We start from the raw sequence: 15,903 nt of genomic DNA, 5'->3' as shown, positions 1-15,903 counted from the left end.
TTCTAAATATATTATATAGAAAGAATTTTAGGTATACAAGATATGTGTGTGAAATGTAATAAAAAAATAGGAGTCCATAAAGACTCCTACTCTAGAAATTATTCTATTAAATTAATGTTTTCTTCAAGTTCCGCAAATATCGATAACGAATGAAGAAGAAATAAATCAACTGTGCTATTAAGAAGCTTGCCAGAACAATGATCATCTCAGATGCGATAGATAATGTATAGTAGCTTTGCAGAGCCATGAACGCAAAAGCACTGTGAACAAATGCAACAATAATCGGGACAAAAAATAACAACGCAAGCTGACGGGTTACAATTTTGTTTAATTCTTGATCTGTTAATCCTACCTTTTTAATCGTTAAATATTGACGCCTGTCATAGTCAAGGTCGGCATACAGGCGGAAATATAGAAAGCTTCCAGCCGCAATAAAGAAGACAGCTCCAATTAATAATGCGATGAATAGCATCATCCTAAACATATTCATTTGAATTTCATACATTGTACCGCTGACTTGCATTTCATAATGATGATTTTCAGAGGAATAAGAGCTTCCCTCTGGAGCAAGATTTTTTGCTATTCCAGCTGTTTTTTCAAAGTCTTTAGTGAAAAATCCTGTAAAGGTATTTGTCTTTCCCGCTTTTAATTTTTGATAAAGCTCATCACTGACAATTAGCCCTGAGCGAAATGGAATCGTAACATTTTTTGATTGTTTCTTCGGTTGTAGCTTTATATTACCTTGTTTTAATACATAAGTAGCAGGTTTAAAATCTATTTGAAAATGGGAAAATAACATTGCCAGTGATTCATTTCCGGTTAATTTTTTCTCTGGGACATCAAATCCCGCGCTTTTCGAGATTCTTTTATAATCAGAGAATGAAATAATATCAATATCCGTAATTGGATATCGTGTGCTTGAACGATCCGATGCAACCTCCACATTTTTAATCACTGCACTTTGTATCGTATAATTAATGCCCTTTTTATTTAATTCTGTTTTGATTTGCTTCAAGTTTTTTTGCTGAATTGGATGATTATCCATTGCTGTGTAACTGATTGCAGCAGGATAGTCCTCCTTAAATTGCTTATTCATTACATTCATCGAAGCGAGTGTTCCTACCGCACAAAACGCAACAGTAGAAACGATCGTAACCATAAAGAACATGCGTGCGTTATCCTTTAGACGATAAGCTAGGCTTGAGATCGTAATGATATTCGTTTTTTTCCAAAAGACAAAATGATTTTTCTGCAGTAATTTTATAACAAAGACAGATAACTGGGTATAGAAAAAATATGTTCCTACAACTGTCATTCCAATTACCGGCAGAATTCGAACTAAAATCGTCTGCATAGTTGTGGTTGCTGCTAGGTAATAGCTTGCAATTAGCAGAATGGCAGCAAGAAGCGATAACAACACGGACGCTTTCGGTTCCTTTTTCGGTTTTTCCCCCGCTTGAAATAAATCTATCAATTTATTTACTCTAACTAAAATAGTGGTAAATAAAGAAATACAGAAAAATAGAATTGTAAACGCACAAATCGTCAGTGCCAATGCTTTTAAGGATAGATAAAAGGAAAGTGAATCGATTCCAATCATCCTTGATCCAATCATTAAAAACAATTTCCCTGTGATAATCCCCGCTATAATACCGACAATAATAGCCCCAATACCTATTAGCATATTTTCCAAGAAGACCATGCGGTTTAATTGGCCCTTTGTCATACCATGCATCATTAAAATTCCAAATTCACGCTTTCGTGATTTAAGGAATGTGCTAACAGAATACAGTACGAATAAAAAGGAAAAAACGTACATAATTACTTCTGCCGCAGTCATTAGCTGGACAGCAACTGCTGAAATCATTCCATGTTTAATATCTGGATGAAAGATAAAGAGTGCGTACACAAAGAAAATTAAGACGGAAAATGCACTGCTTAGGAAATAAGCGGCATATGTCCGTTTATTACGGACGACATTTCTATACACGAACTGTGGAAAGGTCACTGCTGTCTCCCCCTAGCAAAGCAAGCATATCAATGATCTTTTGAAAGAATGCTTGGCGGTTATCCCCGCGAAAAATTTCGTTATATAATTTGCCGTCTTTAATAAAGATGACACGATGGCAATAGCTTGCCGCAACAGCATCATGTGTTACCATTAAGGCTGTAGCACCATCCTCTTTATTTATCGTTGTTAAAGTTTCCATTACATCCTTTGCCGATTTGGAATCCAAATTCCCAGTTGGCTCGTCCGCTAAAATAAGAGATGGATTATGAATAATAGCCCGTGCGATTGCCGTTCTTTGCATCTGTCCACCGGAGATTTCATATGTTCTTTTCTTAAGAATTTGGTCAATTCCAAGCTTTTTTGAAACATTTTGTAGCTTTTTATTCATTTCACGAACACTTTCTCCATCAAGAGTTAACGGTAATATAATGTTTTCTTCCACTGTCAATGTATCAAGCAAATTAAAGTGTTGGAAGACAAATCCAAGCTCATGTCTTCTGAACAGTGCTGTTTCTTTACGATTTAATACATGCGGATTTTTTTCGTTTATCTTAACCTCTCCTGATGTGGGGCGGTCAATTGTCGCAATTAAGTTTAATAGGGTTGTCTTTCCGCTTCCGGATGGACCCATAATTCCGACGAACTCTCCTTGATCAATAGAGAAATTAATGTCATTTAATGCTTTATGAGCAACTTTACCCTCATAAATCTTTTCTAAATGTTTAACCTCTAATATAGACATTTTCATCACTCCCTGTTTCATCTGTATCTTCATTTTATACGCCTTCCATTTTTACAACCATTTCATTAACTTACAGTTAGCTTACAAAGTTGTAAGGTTAAGAAAAGCGTAGGTGCCTTGCTCATCAGTGTACGGATGAGTGAGATTTGAAGTGTAATTTCACCTTCGTAGTCTTCGACTGAGATATAGGAATCACAACGAGGGACGAGTCGATGTTGACTTATCTCAGGGAGGAGACGTAGAAATCCGCTAGCTGATAGGCGCTGGAGCTGGGCATAGGATAACTCGTTAAGTAATTTATATGACAATTAATCTTTATTTTACTATACGTACACAAAGTGCCAGGCACCATGTGAACACATGGTGCCTGGCATCCTTTTAGAAGATCAGACGAACGATGGTGCCTTTGTTTACAGTAGATTCTATTTCAACACGATGTCCAAGCTTTTCGCAAATTTGTTTCACTAAATATAGTCCCATCCCCGTGGATTCCTGAAAGCTGCGGCCATTTTCTCCTGTAAAATATGGGTCAAATACACGCGGCAAATCACTTTTGGGAATTCCTACCCCTTCATCTTGTATTTCAAGAATCGTATGTATCCCCCGTATGAAGCCACGGAAATAAATCTTCTTATTTTCCTGTACCGTATAGCGTAAAGCATTCGTAATTAGTTGTGTCAGTAAAAAGGATAACCACTTTTCATCAGATGCAATCTGGAGCTCCTTATTTATTTCTATTACCGGGAACACATGCTTACGAATAAATAAACGCTTGTGAGTTGATGTCACAGACCGAACAACATGCTCCAATGACAAGGATTCTACATAAAAATCACGTTCAAATGTATCGAGCCGAGATGTGTACAGCACCATTTCCAATCCTTTTTGCAGTCTATCGAGTTCATCGCCAATCGCAGTGAAACGTGGATCATCCTCATCCTGAATCATCAGATGAATAACAGAAACAGGGGTTTTCATTTGATGCACCCATTGGTTAATAAATTGAATATGGCCTTCAAGTTTTCTTTGATAATTATACAACTCAGTTTTAAAAGACCGAAATTGGCTAGTAAGTAGAACGTGCAAGCTTACAGATAATGGTGTTTGATGCTCTATATTCAAAAATTCATCCATTGTAGAAAGTGGCTTTTCCAAACGCTTATAAAATGCACGATTTGTAATATAGCGATATGCAAGATAACCTAGCAGTAAACAGCCGCTTAGTAAAGCTGCATATAAAGATATATATATATGCCTATACCCATCTAACCAGTATATAAGAGTAATAAGAAAAAGCTGTACAATATAGAAAACTATTAACGGCAGCTGTTCGCGCAAGAAAAGCTTCATTCATCCTTCCCCCAATTCGGGTTAAGTCGATACCCTTGTCCACGGATTGTTTCAATCGCATTCTCTATATGTAAGGTGGCCAATTTTTTTCTTACCCGGGTGATGTAAACATTTAATGTATTGTCATCCACGAATGCTTGATCATCCCATATTTTTTCCAATAATCGATCCCGGCTGACAACACGTTCTGCCTTTTTCATTAATTCATCTAATATTTTCGCTTCCGTATGACTTAGTTCAACAATGTTATCAGCGATGGTTAAGGTCAACCGCTCCACATCGAGCTTTAATCCATTCACAATATGGGAACGATCATTTTGAGAACCAGCATAACTTCCATATGCCCGGCGAAGCTGGCTATTAATCTTGGCAATGACTATTTCATAATCAAATGGTTTTGTTATATAATCATCTCCGCCATTTTCTAAGGCCATTACTTGATCCATCTTTCCTTCTCGAGCTGAGATAAATAAGATAGGACAAGTCGATATATTCCGAATCTGCCTGCACCAATAATAGCCGTCAAATTTAGGAAGATTCACATCTAATAAAACGAGATGCGGCGAATACTGTTCAAACTGTGTGCGAATAGTAGCAAAATCTGCAACCGACTTTGTTACAAAGCCAAATTTATGTAAATGTTCCTGAAGAAGAGTTACTAACCGTCTATCGTCTTCAATAATGAATATCTTAAACATTCTTTTTTCCCCTTTGCCTATTTTCCTCCATTGATTTTAACAAATATTTATATATTTTAATAACTTAACTTGTCTTGCTAAAATCCTTTAGTATTATAAAAGGCATTTCCCCTTAGATCATATGCTTACTTGTCCTGTGAGGCTATGAAGGACATTTTACTTCTCTTTTCTCTCTATTTTGTCCTTCATCTGGCTTATGAAGGACATTTTACTTCTCTTTTCTCTCTATTTTGTCCTTCATCCGGCTTATGAAGGACATTTTAACTTCACTTTCTCTCTAATTTGTCCTTCATCTGGCTTATGAAGGACATTTTACTTCTCTTTTCTCTCTATTTTGTCCTTCATCTGGCTTATGAAGGACATTTTACTTCTCTTTTCTCTCTATTTTGTCCTTCATCCGGCTTATGAAGGACATTTTACTTCTCTTTTCTCTCTATTTTGTCCTTCATCCGGCTTATGAAGGACATTTTACTTCTCTTTTCTCTCTATTTTGTCCTTCATCCGGCTTATGAAGGACATTTTACTTCTCTTTTCTCTCTATTTTGTCCTTCATCCGGCTTATGAAGGACATTTTACTTCACTTTTCTCTCTATTTTGTCCTTCATCCGGCTTATGAAGGACATTTTACTTCTCTTTTCTCTCTATTTTGTCCTTCATCCGGCTTATGAAGGACATTTTACTTCACTTTTCTCTCTATTTTGTCCTTCATCCCGCTTATGAAGGACATTTTACTTCACTTTTCTCTCTATTTTGTCCTTCATCCGGCTTATGAAGGACATTTTACTTCTGCAAGACCGCTAACTTGTCCTTCATATGACCAACGACAAGCCCAAACGGAAATCAGTATATTTTGTCTTAATAATTCTTGAGCTGTATATTATCATCAACTCATAGCCCAAAAGAAAAACCCTCTCATCAAGTGAAATTGGCACTTCAAATTTCACCAAGTGAGAGGGTCATATCCTTAATAAATCAAATTCACAAGTTCATCCTTTGTAATGTTACCGAAATAGTGTTTAACGTCAATATCTTCCAGTGCCTTTTCAATTTCGTTGCGTTCATAACGAACACCTGCAAGCTTTTGTTCAATATCCGCTACATCACCAACACCAAAGAAATCGCCATATATTTTACAATTTTCAATTGCACCTTTGTTTACTTCTAATCGGACATCAATACCTCCAACTGGGAAACGATGAGAATGCTGTAAATTGAATTTAGGTGATTTTCCATAATTCCAATCCCAGTTTTGATATCTTTCTTTGGATAACTGATGAATTTTTTCCCAATCCTCATCCGTTAATTTATATTCAGGTATTGGATTTTGTCCTTCAAAGATCGATTCTAACAACAATTGACGAAACTCTTCAATCGTAATTTCTTCATTCAAAAATTCGGATATGTTAGCAACTCTACTACGAACCGATTTAATTCCTTTGGATTCAATCTTGTCCTTCTTCACCTTTAGCGCAGAAACTACATTTTCAATCTCAGAATTTAACATCAATGTACCATGGCTGAACATGCGTCCTTTTGTAGCAAATTGAGCATTTCCCGAAATTTTTCGCTCCCCAACTTGAATATCGTTCCGACCGCTTAACTCCGCATTAACTCCTAATTTTTGCAGTGCTTTAATTACTGGCTCAGTGAATTTTAAGAAGTTATGAAAGCTCTCCCCATCATCCTTCGTAATGAAGCTGAAATTTAAGTTACCGAGATCATGATATACAGCACCACCACCAGATAAACGGCGAACAACAATAATACCATTTTTGTCTACATATTCCGTATTAATTTCTTCTATTGTATTTTGATTTTTTCCAATGATAATAGATGGACGATTGATATAAAACAAAAGATATGTCTCATTCGGATCTAAATTTTTTAATGCATATTCTTCTATTGCAAGATTAATTTGCGGATCCGTAATTCCTTGATTGTCGATAAACAACATATGTAACACCCCATTATTTAAATATGTTTCTATTTATAATTGGATTGTTAATCCGTAGTAAGCCAATAACACCTCACCAGAATACTTCTCATTTGCTTCTGTTTTCAACTGCTCTAAATCACCATATTGGGGCAAGTGTGTCAAAACTAAGCGCTTTGCACCCGAAAGGCTAGCAAGGTTACCAGCATCATAGCTTGTCATATGACCTGCCGCGGATCCATCCATATTTCCATAAAAATTACATTCGCAAAGCAATACGTCTGCATCCTTTGAAAATGCCGGGAATGCGTCAAGATAAGATGTATCAGCTGTATAGACGAAAACCTTACCATCTGCTTCAATCCTCATTGCATAGCATGGAACAGGATGCTTCGTCTTTAAAAAGCTAATGGTAAAAGGTCCAAGTTGAAGCTTCTCTTCAGGATTATAGCCGATCCCTTTCGTTACATCTTGAAACGTTAAGGCATGAAATCCATTCATATCTTCCTCGTGACCATATATAGGTAATGTTTGAATGTTTTTATCCATGTATTTTCCTATTAATAGCGCATGCTGAAGTACGCCGACATCCGCAATATGGTCCGGATGGTAATGAGAAATAATTGCAGCATCCAGATCCTCAGGCTGAACAAAGTTTTGTAGCTTCGATAATACAGCGCTGCCACAGTCTATCAATAATTTATACTGATCATGCTCAAGCAAATATCCGGAGCTTGCCTCATTTACTTTCGGATATCCGCCCCACTGCCCTATAACCGTTACCTTCATACTCTTTCCCTCCTAAAATTATAGTCCAATAGACTCCCTATAGCAATTTACTCACTCCATTTTACCCAAATTCCATCAAGAAAAACAGTGTGATAAACCATACAAAAACCCGTGATGGCTCACGGGCAGAAAACAAATCGTTTATTTAGTATTAATGATTATTTTCGCTTTCGGCATTACATGCTGACCTCTTGCCGTTACATGAACTTGAATCTGATATGTTCCGGAGTGGTCAAACATCGCTTCAGCCGTATAATTCCCGTTCTTATCGTTTTTTGCATTAATATATTTACTGTTGTTAATATTGTCTCCTTCCCAAATTTGATATTTCACTTCATCCGCATCTTTTACTTTCTCTTTTCCTTGAGTTACTAAGGCCTGCAAAGATACCTTATCATTTACATTGGCTTTATCTGGAACTTTTAAGGCAACCGTTAACTCAACCGGCACTTTTTTATCGTATGTATTGGATTGATTGCTCCCGCATGCTGATAATACTATTACCGTAAGGCATATAAAAAACCCTATAAATATTTTACGTGACATAAAGTCCCCTCCTACCTTGATATATTATATGGTAACATTACTCTTGAACCAGAATACGTAAGTATTGTTAATAAGTGTTGACAATTTTATAAATAAAAACACTTCTTTAATTTTGAGCATTTCATGAATATTTCAGCAGTAGACCATTTTTACCTTGTTTTTCGTCTATAATGTAGTCAAATAATATATTTACATACTGGAGGATACCATTTTGAAACATTTACGAATACCTCTATTGCTATTATTAATACTTTCCTTAATAAGCCTAGGTGCATGCAGTAATACCTTAAGTCAAAAAAAGGGTGAGCCGGTTGGAAACTTTAATTATACCGATGAAAATGGAAAGCCTTTCGGCATGAAGGATCTTAAGGGAAAGGTATGGGTATCTAATTTCATTTTCACAAGCTGTACTACTATATGCCCGCAATTAACTTATCAAATGAGCGAACTTCAAAAAAAGGCGAAAGCGGAAGGACTTAAAGATGTTCATTTTGTCTCTTTCAGCGTTGACCCTGAGGTAGATACTCCCAAAAGGTTAAAAGATTATGCCTCTCATTTCGAACCAGATTTTACTACATGGCATCTTTTAACAGGATATTCTCAGAAAGAAATCGAAAAGCTTGCCTTAGATAAATTCAAAGAATTTGTTAAAAAGCCGGAGAATGATACGCAAGTGGTTCACGGTACTAGTTTTTATCTAATCAATAAAAAAGGGGAAATTATAAATGATTACTCAGGTGGGAAAGACTTTCAGCCTGAGGAGATTATTAAGGATTTAAAATTATTGGATTAATGCTCTTTTCTAAAACTTCGTTGCTTTTTCAGTCGAAAATCCTTGTAACGGGAAACCTTTGGTTATAGGAGCCTACTCCTCTTAAGAAAAGTGCCCTAGCTAAGACTGTAATAGGATTTAGAATAATATATGAAAAACAGCAATATACGGATATATCCTGGATTAAAAAAGTTAGGGCAAGAGCCCTAACTTTTTTTACATTGCTTGTTCTATTGTATTCGTATGTGATCTTTTATATTTCGCTGTAAAATATACAACTGTAATAGCCATGAAAACAACCATATACACTGCAAGTAATCCTAGATTGTGCCACACGGTACTAAAGTTCCCGGTTGAAATTACTGCCTTAAATGCATTTAAGGAGAAAGTCATCGGCAATACCTCATGTACTGGATGTAATGCTGGCGGCAATAATTCTAACGGGAATGTTCCAGCGCTACTTGTTAATTGTAGGATTAATATAATTATAGCTAAAAATCGTCCTGGATCTCCAAGCAATGCTGTTAAGCATAGAATCAGTGCCATGTAAGTTAGGCTTGTGATCATTTCTGTGAAGATAAATAGCGGAATGCTTTTTACCACTAATCCAATCCCGCCAATAGCAATAGCAGCGGCGATTAATGATTGAATTACTCCTACTAACGCCATCACGCCGAATTTACTTACAAACATGGAAAGCCCATTTTTTGGTGTGATAACAGGATTTTTAACATTAAAGACGATTGTTAACAATAAGGCACCGACAAATAATCCAAGTGATAGGAAATATGGCGCTAATCCTGTACCATAGTTTGGAACTTTATTCATTTCCGTTTTATCAACCTTCACTGGATTTCCCATCATATTATATGTTTTCTGATCTGCATGAATAGAATCGGATTTATTTGCAGCATCGCCTAATTTATCCTTCAGCTCTTTTGAGCCATCTGTTAACTTATTTGTTCCGCTGTTTAAATCCTTTGAACCATCTGCGAGCTTCGATGTACCATTTGTAAGCTTTGAAGCTCCATCTGTCAATTGAGACATACCTGATTTTAATTGACTACTGCCCGTAGCAAGCTTAGCCGCTCCATTTCCTGCCTCAGATAATTTATCATTGAAAATAGTCATTCCCTGAAGCAATTGGCCAGATCCGAGCTTTAATTGGTTTGCACCATCATTCACTTGAGAAGAACCAGTCAATATACTGTCCAACCCTGCTTTTAAGGTTTGGTTTCCTTCTTTATTTAGCCTATCAATGGAGTTTGCTAAGTCAGATGCTCCATTACGAAAATCTCCAATGGAATTGCTTATGGACTCAGCGCCTCCTGCTACACTATTGCTGCCTGTTTCAAGCTGTTTCAATAATTCCTGCAGCTGACTTTTTTGTTGACCATCCGGTAATGAAGCGATAAGAGGCTGTATTTGCTGCTGTAGTTCTACAATACCTAAGTGTAGGTCTGAAGCACCTTTAGCTGTAGCGTCTGCTCCCTTTTGGAACCTTTCATCTGGACCTAGCAAATCAGCTAAATTATTTGCACCATCGTGAATTTTATTGGTATTAGTCATTACATCCTGAATACCTTTTTCAGCAGATTTCAAGCCTTTCGTTACCTTCTCGGTTCCATTCGCCAAATCATTCGTTCCTTTACTTGCTGCTTGAACACCCTGCAAGAGCTGTTTGTGCCCTTCCTCAAGCTGACCAAGTCCCTCGGAAAGATCGGACGCTCCTTTGGCAACGTCTGTTGTACCGTCTGCAGCTGATTTCAATCCATTATCAAATTCAATAGATTTGGATGCAAGTGTTTCCAAGTTTTCTTTCATTGTTTTAGAACCATTATTAAGCTTTTTAGCACCATCGTATATCGAAGATGCTCCCTTGCTTGCTTGCGCATAGCCTTTGCCCATCTCTTTCAATTTATCAAAAATCTGCTCTGCATAGGTAGCAGTTACTTCTTTTGATACAGAGGCCTTTATTTCCTTCAACGCTGAGTCGCCAATCTTGGAAGAAAGATAGTTTGCTCCTTCGTTCGGAATATATTTTAGTTCTAATTTTTTCGGCTGATCATCCATCAAGGTAGTTGCATTTTCAGAAAAATTATCCGGAATCTCAATTAGCATATAATAATCCTGATTCTTGAGCTCCTTAAAACCCTTTTTACTCTCGACTATTTGGAAATCAAAGTCTTTACTGTCCTTTAATTTATCTGCCAGCTCTTTCCCTAGCTTTAAATGCTCTCCGTCCAATACAGCACCATTATCATTATTTACAACCGCCACAGGTAATCGGTCCAAATGTCCATATGGATCCCAAAAAGACCAAATAAACATACCTGCATACATAATTGGTACAAATGTGATAGCAAGAGTCGAAATCAGTAACATTGGATGACGGAGGATTTTTTTCAATTCAGCAATAAACATTAGGCATAACCTCCATGAAAATTTTTGACCATTTCATTCATTTGGTCAAAGTAAGATAAAATTTCGGGATTATCAAATTGATAATCCTTGAAATAAATACAGTTTAAATAACTCGGAAATTTCTTCTTTGTTAAGTGGCTTATGGTGCTTTTCCCAGTCGAAAATTAATGCTATATACAATTTTAAGATAATAAAGGCTGTAATATCCGGTTTACATTGTTTAATTTCACCTTTTTGGATAGCTTCCAAAATGATGTTTTGAATATAATTTAAAATTGATTCCTCAATTCGTTGCATCACTTCTTGAACAGCCGGAGTTCCAATATCTCTTTCCTCTTGAAAAAGCTTAATCGTTAATTGATGCTCCTTACGAAATTCTAATAGCTGGAAAAGGGTCCGATTAACCTTTTCATGAAAGGGCAATTCCGTATGCAAATTAATTTCTGCTGCAGCCTTCATTTCCTTTAATAAGGAGGAAATGATTTCAGCAAATAATTCTTCCTTGTTTTTGAAAAATGTGTAGATCGTCCCTTTTCCTACATTCGCTAGCTTTGCAACCTGATCCATCGTAGTTGCTTTATAGCCAAATAGCGAAAAGGATTTGTGTGCAGCTTCGAGGATTAACTTTCTGCGATCAATTACCATTTTATTCACCACTTTTCGAAGAAATGACCAAAATACCAAAATGGTCATTTAGTTTTTTACGTAAAATAATATATCATATTCAGTTTTATCAAGCAAGCGAATTAATATTTTTTTCCTCTAGACTTGCTCCTATTTCCAGACATGAAAAAAATCTGCTCAGGAAGAGCAGATTTTTCTATTTGCTAATATGTTTTAAAATAACGGTAGTCAAAGCATCAATGAATTCAGGGCGTGCGTTTGGCATTGGCGGGCGGTAGTAGCCGGCGCCTATTTCCTCTGTTACCGTTTTGCACTCATAATCATTATCATACAGTACTTCTAAATGTTCTGCGACAAATCCTACAGGAATATAGACAAATGCTTTATAACCCTTCTCCTTGCAGAGATCTCTCGTTAAATCTTGAACGTCAGGTCCAAGCCATGGATCCGGAGTATTTCCGGCGCTTTGCCAGCCAATAGCATATTCTGTAATACCAGCTTGCTCTGTGATAAGCTCTGCCGTTTCTTTAAGCTGTTGTGGATATGGGTCTCCATATTGTAGAATTTTTTCTGGCAAACTATGTGCTGACACAATTAAACAAGCAGATCTACGTTCCTCTTCACTCATGCTTTTATATGTATCCCTTACCTTGTCTACCCAATACTGAATAAACTTCGGTTCTGTATACCAGCTTTCAACAGAAGTAATTTGCAGACCACCTAGTTTTTCCGCTGTTTCCTTCGCCCTTTCATTATAGGACTTTACACTAAAGGTAGAGAAATGTGGAGCTAATACAATCGATACCGCTTCTTCTATACCGTCTTCATGCATTTTTCCAACCGCATCTTCAATGAAAGGCTCAATATGCTTTAAGCCGATGTAAGCTTTAAATTCTATTTCGTCTTGTACTTCATTCAGACGGTCTTGTAATCCAAAAGCTTGTTCCTCTGTAATTTTTGCCAATGGAGATATTCCGCCTATCGCTTCGTAGCGGCTTCTTAAGTCCTCCAGCATTTCTGGGGTTGGCTTTCGACCGTGACGAATATGAGTATAATAGCGTTCAATGTCTTCTTCTTTATATGGCGTACCATAAGCCATTACAAGAAGTCCCATTTTCTTTTTTGCCATCTTCCTTACCTCATTTCCTTAATTCTTGCAGCACTATATTCATGAATAAAAGCAGTTAATCGTTTCAGTACATCTGGATCCACCTGCGGGAATACACCATGTCCAAGATTGAAGATATACCCTGGTACCTGCATACCTTGATCCAATATATTTTTCACTCTTTCCTTTAAAACTTCCCATGGAGCCAATAGAACAGTAGGATCTAAATTACCTTGGACAGCTTTGTTAACTCCTTTTTCCCGTGCTTCACTAATTGGAAGTCTCCAATCAAGTCCGACAACATCAAGCGGAAGGTCATTCCACTCCAACGCCAAATGACTTGCTCCCACTCCGAACATAATAAGCGGAACATTTTCCTTTCTCAACTCAGAAAAGATACGCGTCATAACTGGTTTAATAAATGTTCGGTAATCTTCCACATTTAAAGCGCCTACCCATGAATCAAAAATTTGTACTGCACTTGCTCCCGCCTTAATTTGCGCACGTACATATGTAATAGTCATCTCTGCCAGCTTGTCCATTAGCATGAACCAAGCTTTCGGTTCCGTATACATTAGTGCCTTCGTCTTCTTATAATCACGCGAAGGACCACCTTCAATCATATAGCTGGAAACGGTGAAAGGAGCTCCTGCAAAGCCAATAAGAGGAACGGTTAATTGCTCTTCCGTTAAAAGCTTAATGGTATCCAATACATATGGAACATCTTCCTCTGGATGAATTTCTCCAAGCTTTTCCACGTCCATAATGGATCTTATAGGGTTATGAATAACCGGACCAATTCCAGACTTAATATCCACATCTACTCCGATAGCTGGGAGCGGAGACATAATATCTTTATATAAAATTGCTGCATCCACATCATAGTTTTCGACCGGAAGTCTTGTAACATATGCACAAAGCTCTGGTTGATGTGTAATTTCAAATAAAGAATATTTCTCTTTTAAAGCGCGGTATTCCGGTTGTGATCGGCCTGCTTGCCGCATATACCAAACTGGTACATGATCTGTCCTTTCACCTCTTGCTGCTTTAATGAGAGAATCGTTTATAATTTTAGTCATCTGCAAAATGGCCACCTTTCAAACATACTATCCCTTATTGTAATCATTTTAATATAATTATTGTTATTTTTAGTCTGTTTTCACTATAGACTTTTTCCATGCAAAAGTATAGTAAAGCATGATAATTGTCAAAAATTCTTCTTTATTTAGGTTTGGTTCTAATAATTTTTTGCTCTTTAATCTCGAAAAAATTATTACACCTATTTACTATTAAAGAAGTTAACATTTTTTTCATAAACAGATTTTATGTAAGGCTCTTTTCTTAAACTTTGTTGCTTTTTCAGATAAAAATCTTAATAAAGCCATTATCCTTGATTATGTATGAATAATTATCCTAAGAAAAGATGCCCCAAGCTAAGACTATATTTGGAATTAAAACAATATACGAAAAACAACAATCTATACGAAAACAGCCTTATGTAATTACTATTATATTTTATATCAGAGACTCCGCTAATTGTTTATACTTTTTCATATAGGGAATGGATATAATATAAATAATACTGTGGAATGATGGGGTGATGAAATGTATGTTTACATAACAACAGGGACTTATGATTTTTTAGAAAAAATCAAAGCAAAAAATGCAGATGCAAACATGATCCTTATGCAAAATGGACAAAATTCACTATTATTTCATGAATCAACAAATAAATCGGTGTTTGAGGTACCGCGTAAATATGAAGTTGTGGAGAGTTCGGGTTATTTAGTGAATAGAGGTCTGGCCGTTTTTAACAATGTGCCCGTAACAGACGAGGGAAGGCCTGTATATGAATATCGCTTTAAAGAAAGAATACCGTCAATAAGCAAGGTTTCTGGATTTCAAGCTATCCGATTGCTCCGTCCTTTAAAAGGTGATACATATGTGGAATTTACTTTATGGGAGAACGAAAAAGCTTATTCGGATTGGAAACACTCCAGCTCTTATGAAGAAGCGCAAAAGGCAGTCTCCGCTGCAGAGTTCAAAAGCATTTTTTCCGGACCTGCTTATTTTACACAATATATAATTCCAAATGAAGAATAAGAAAAGAGCCATGAGGCTCTTATTTTTTTGCTAAGACAATATTGTTTCTGTTAGCATAAATTGCTGCTTGTGTTCGATCCGACACACCTAATTTGCTTAAAATATTGCTTACATGTGTTTTAACCGTTTTTACACCAATGAATAGATAATCGCTTATTTCTTGATTCGTCATGCCGTCCCCTAAGCATTTCAACACTTCCATTTCTCTTTCCGTTAAATCATCATGAGGCTGCTTTGCAGGTCCCCGAAAACGATTCATCATTTTATGTGCTACCTTCGGTTCTATTACCGATTCTCCATGTATAGCCTTATAAATGGCTGCTGTTACTTCCTCTGCCCTTGACGTTTTTAACATATAGCTATGAGCCCCTGCTTCAATCGCAGGAAATACTTGTTCATCATCATAATAGCTTGTAAGAATGATAATCTTGCAATCCGGTAAAAATGATAAGATTTCCTTTGTTGCATCAATCCCAGTACCATCCTCCATCAGTAGATCCATTAGGATTACCTGGGGTAAATGCTTTTTGGCAAGCTGAGCAGCCTCTTGGCCAGAGCTTGCCTCCGCTACTAATTCAATTCTATCTTCGGTTAGTAAGTAGGAACGGATTCCTAGTCTGACCATCTCATGGTCGTCCACTATCATTACTTTTACCCTTTCCATCTCTTTTCCCCTCCCTTATAAAGGTGCTTTTCTTAAACTGTTGTCTTGTAGAATCTTTAAACTTCCATATTCATCATTTTGTGATAAGATGTCCGAAACTTTGTCTGATTTAGGATATAAAACAAATTAAGAAAGCTAC

Annotated in this window: 14 protein-coding genes; 2 read left to right on the top strand and 12 right to left on the bottom strand. The window is 36.7% G+C overall.

Annotation, left to right across the window (positions count from 1 at the left end):
* Nucleotides 1-106: 106 nt before the first annotated feature.
* From KHA87_RS01710 to KHA87_RS01680, 7 genes are all read right to left on the bottom strand, one after another.
* A complete protein-coding gene (locus KHA87_RS01710) occupies nucleotides 107-2,008 on the bottom strand; it encodes an ABC transporter permease (RefSeq protein ID WP_213092387.1) in 1,902 nt (633 codons plus the stop codon).
* Nucleotides 1,983-2,753, bottom strand: a complete 771-nt coding sequence (locus KHA87_RS01705; RefSeq protein WP_213094206.1) for an ABC transporter ATP-binding protein — start codon at nucleotides 2,751-2,753, stop codon at nucleotides 1,983-1,985. Before KHA87_RS01705 ends, KHA87_RS01710 begins: the two co-directional genes overlap by 26 nt.
* A gap of 378 nt (nucleotides 2,754-3,131) precedes the next feature.
* On the bottom strand, nucleotides 3,132-4,103 hold the full coding sequence (locus tag KHA87_RS01700) for a sensor histidine kinase (RefSeq protein WP_213092386.1): 972 nt from the start codon (nucleotides 4,101-4,103) through the stop codon (nucleotides 3,132-3,134).
* Nucleotides 4,100-4,801, bottom strand: coding sequence for a response regulator transcription factor (locus KHA87_RS01695; protein WP_213092385.1), 702 nt, complete (start codon nucleotides 4,799-4,801; stop codon nucleotides 4,100-4,102). Before KHA87_RS01695 ends, KHA87_RS01700 begins: the two co-directional genes overlap by 4 nt.
* 964 nt (nucleotides 4,802-5,765) lie before the next feature.
* Entirely contained in the window at nucleotides 5,766-6,755 is a 990-nt protein-coding gene (gene lplA, locus KHA87_RS01690; protein WP_213092384.1) for a lipoate--protein ligase, read from the bottom strand.
* 33 nt (nucleotides 6,756-6,788) lie between these two features.
* Complete coding sequence (locus KHA87_RS01685; RefSeq protein ID WP_213092383.1) at nucleotides 6,789-7,523, bottom strand: MBL fold metallo-hydrolase; 735 nt, start codon at nucleotides 7,521-7,523, stop codon at nucleotides 6,789-6,791.
* Between the two features lie 141 nt (nucleotides 7,524-7,664).
* Complete coding sequence (locus KHA87_RS01680) at nucleotides 7,665-8,069, bottom strand: FixH family protein (protein ID WP_213092382.1); 405 nt, start codon at nucleotides 8,067-8,069, stop codon at nucleotides 7,665-7,667.
* 211 nt (nucleotides 8,070-8,280) lie between these two features.
* Here KHA87_RS01680 and KHA87_RS01675 point away from each other — a divergent pair, with 211 nt between their 5' ends.
* Complete coding sequence (locus tag KHA87_RS01675) at nucleotides 8,281-8,862, top strand: SCO family protein (protein ID WP_213092381.1); 582 nt, start codon at nucleotides 8,281-8,283, stop codon at nucleotides 8,860-8,862.
* A 195-nt stretch (nucleotides 8,863-9,057) separates the two neighbouring features.
* Here KHA87_RS01675 and KHA87_RS01670 read toward each other — a convergent pair whose 3' ends face one another.
* The 4 genes from KHA87_RS01670 to hemE all read right to left on the bottom strand — a co-directional run bounded on the left by KHA87_RS01670 (nucleotide 9,058) and on the right by hemE (nucleotide 14,076).
* Nucleotides 9,058-11,265: a YhgE/Pip domain-containing protein gene (locus KHA87_RS01670; RefSeq protein WP_213092380.1), complete on the bottom strand. Its 2,208-nt coding sequence runs from the start codon at nucleotides 11,263-11,265 to the stop codon at nucleotides 9,058-9,060.
* Between the two features lie 72 nt (nucleotides 11,266-11,337).
* Nucleotides 11,338-11,910, bottom strand: a complete 573-nt coding sequence (locus tag KHA87_RS01665) for a TetR/AcrR family transcriptional regulator (protein WP_213092379.1) — start codon at nucleotides 11,908-11,910, stop codon at nucleotides 11,338-11,340.
* A 175-nt stretch (nucleotides 11,911-12,085) separates the two neighbouring features.
* Nucleotides 12,086-13,018, bottom strand: a complete 933-nt coding sequence (gene hemH / locus KHA87_RS01660) for a ferrochelatase (protein ID WP_213092378.1) — start codon at nucleotides 13,016-13,018, stop codon at nucleotides 12,086-12,088.
* Between the two features lie 5 nt (nucleotides 13,019-13,023).
* Entirely contained in the window at nucleotides 13,024-14,076 is a 1,053-nt protein-coding gene (hemE, locus tag KHA87_RS01655) for a uroporphyrinogen decarboxylase (protein ID WP_213092377.1), read from the bottom strand.
* Nucleotides 14,077-14,602: 526 nt separating this feature from the next.
* Here hemE and KHA87_RS01650 point away from each other — a divergent pair.
* Nucleotides 14,603-15,100 (top strand): antibiotic biosynthesis monooxygenase family protein, encoded by a 498-nt coding sequence (locus KHA87_RS01650; RefSeq protein ID WP_213092376.1) that lies wholly within the window; start codon nucleotides 14,603-14,605, stop codon nucleotides 15,098-15,100.
* Between the two features lie 19 nt (nucleotides 15,101-15,119).
* Here KHA87_RS01650 and KHA87_RS01645 read toward each other — a convergent pair whose 3' ends face one another.
* Nucleotides 15,120-15,764: a response regulator transcription factor gene (locus KHA87_RS01645; protein ID WP_213092375.1), complete on the bottom strand. Its 645-nt coding sequence runs from the start codon at nucleotides 15,762-15,764 to the stop codon at nucleotides 15,120-15,122.
* Nucleotides 15,765-15,903 lie beyond the last annotated feature (139 nt).

Source organism: Bacillus sp. FJAT-49736 (assembly GCF_018343615.1).
In the GTDB taxonomy this organism is placed as follows: Bacteria; Bacillota; Bacilli; order Bacillales; family Bacillaceae_C; genus Margalitia.
This window is presented reverse-complemented; position numbering and strand designations above follow the sequence as displayed.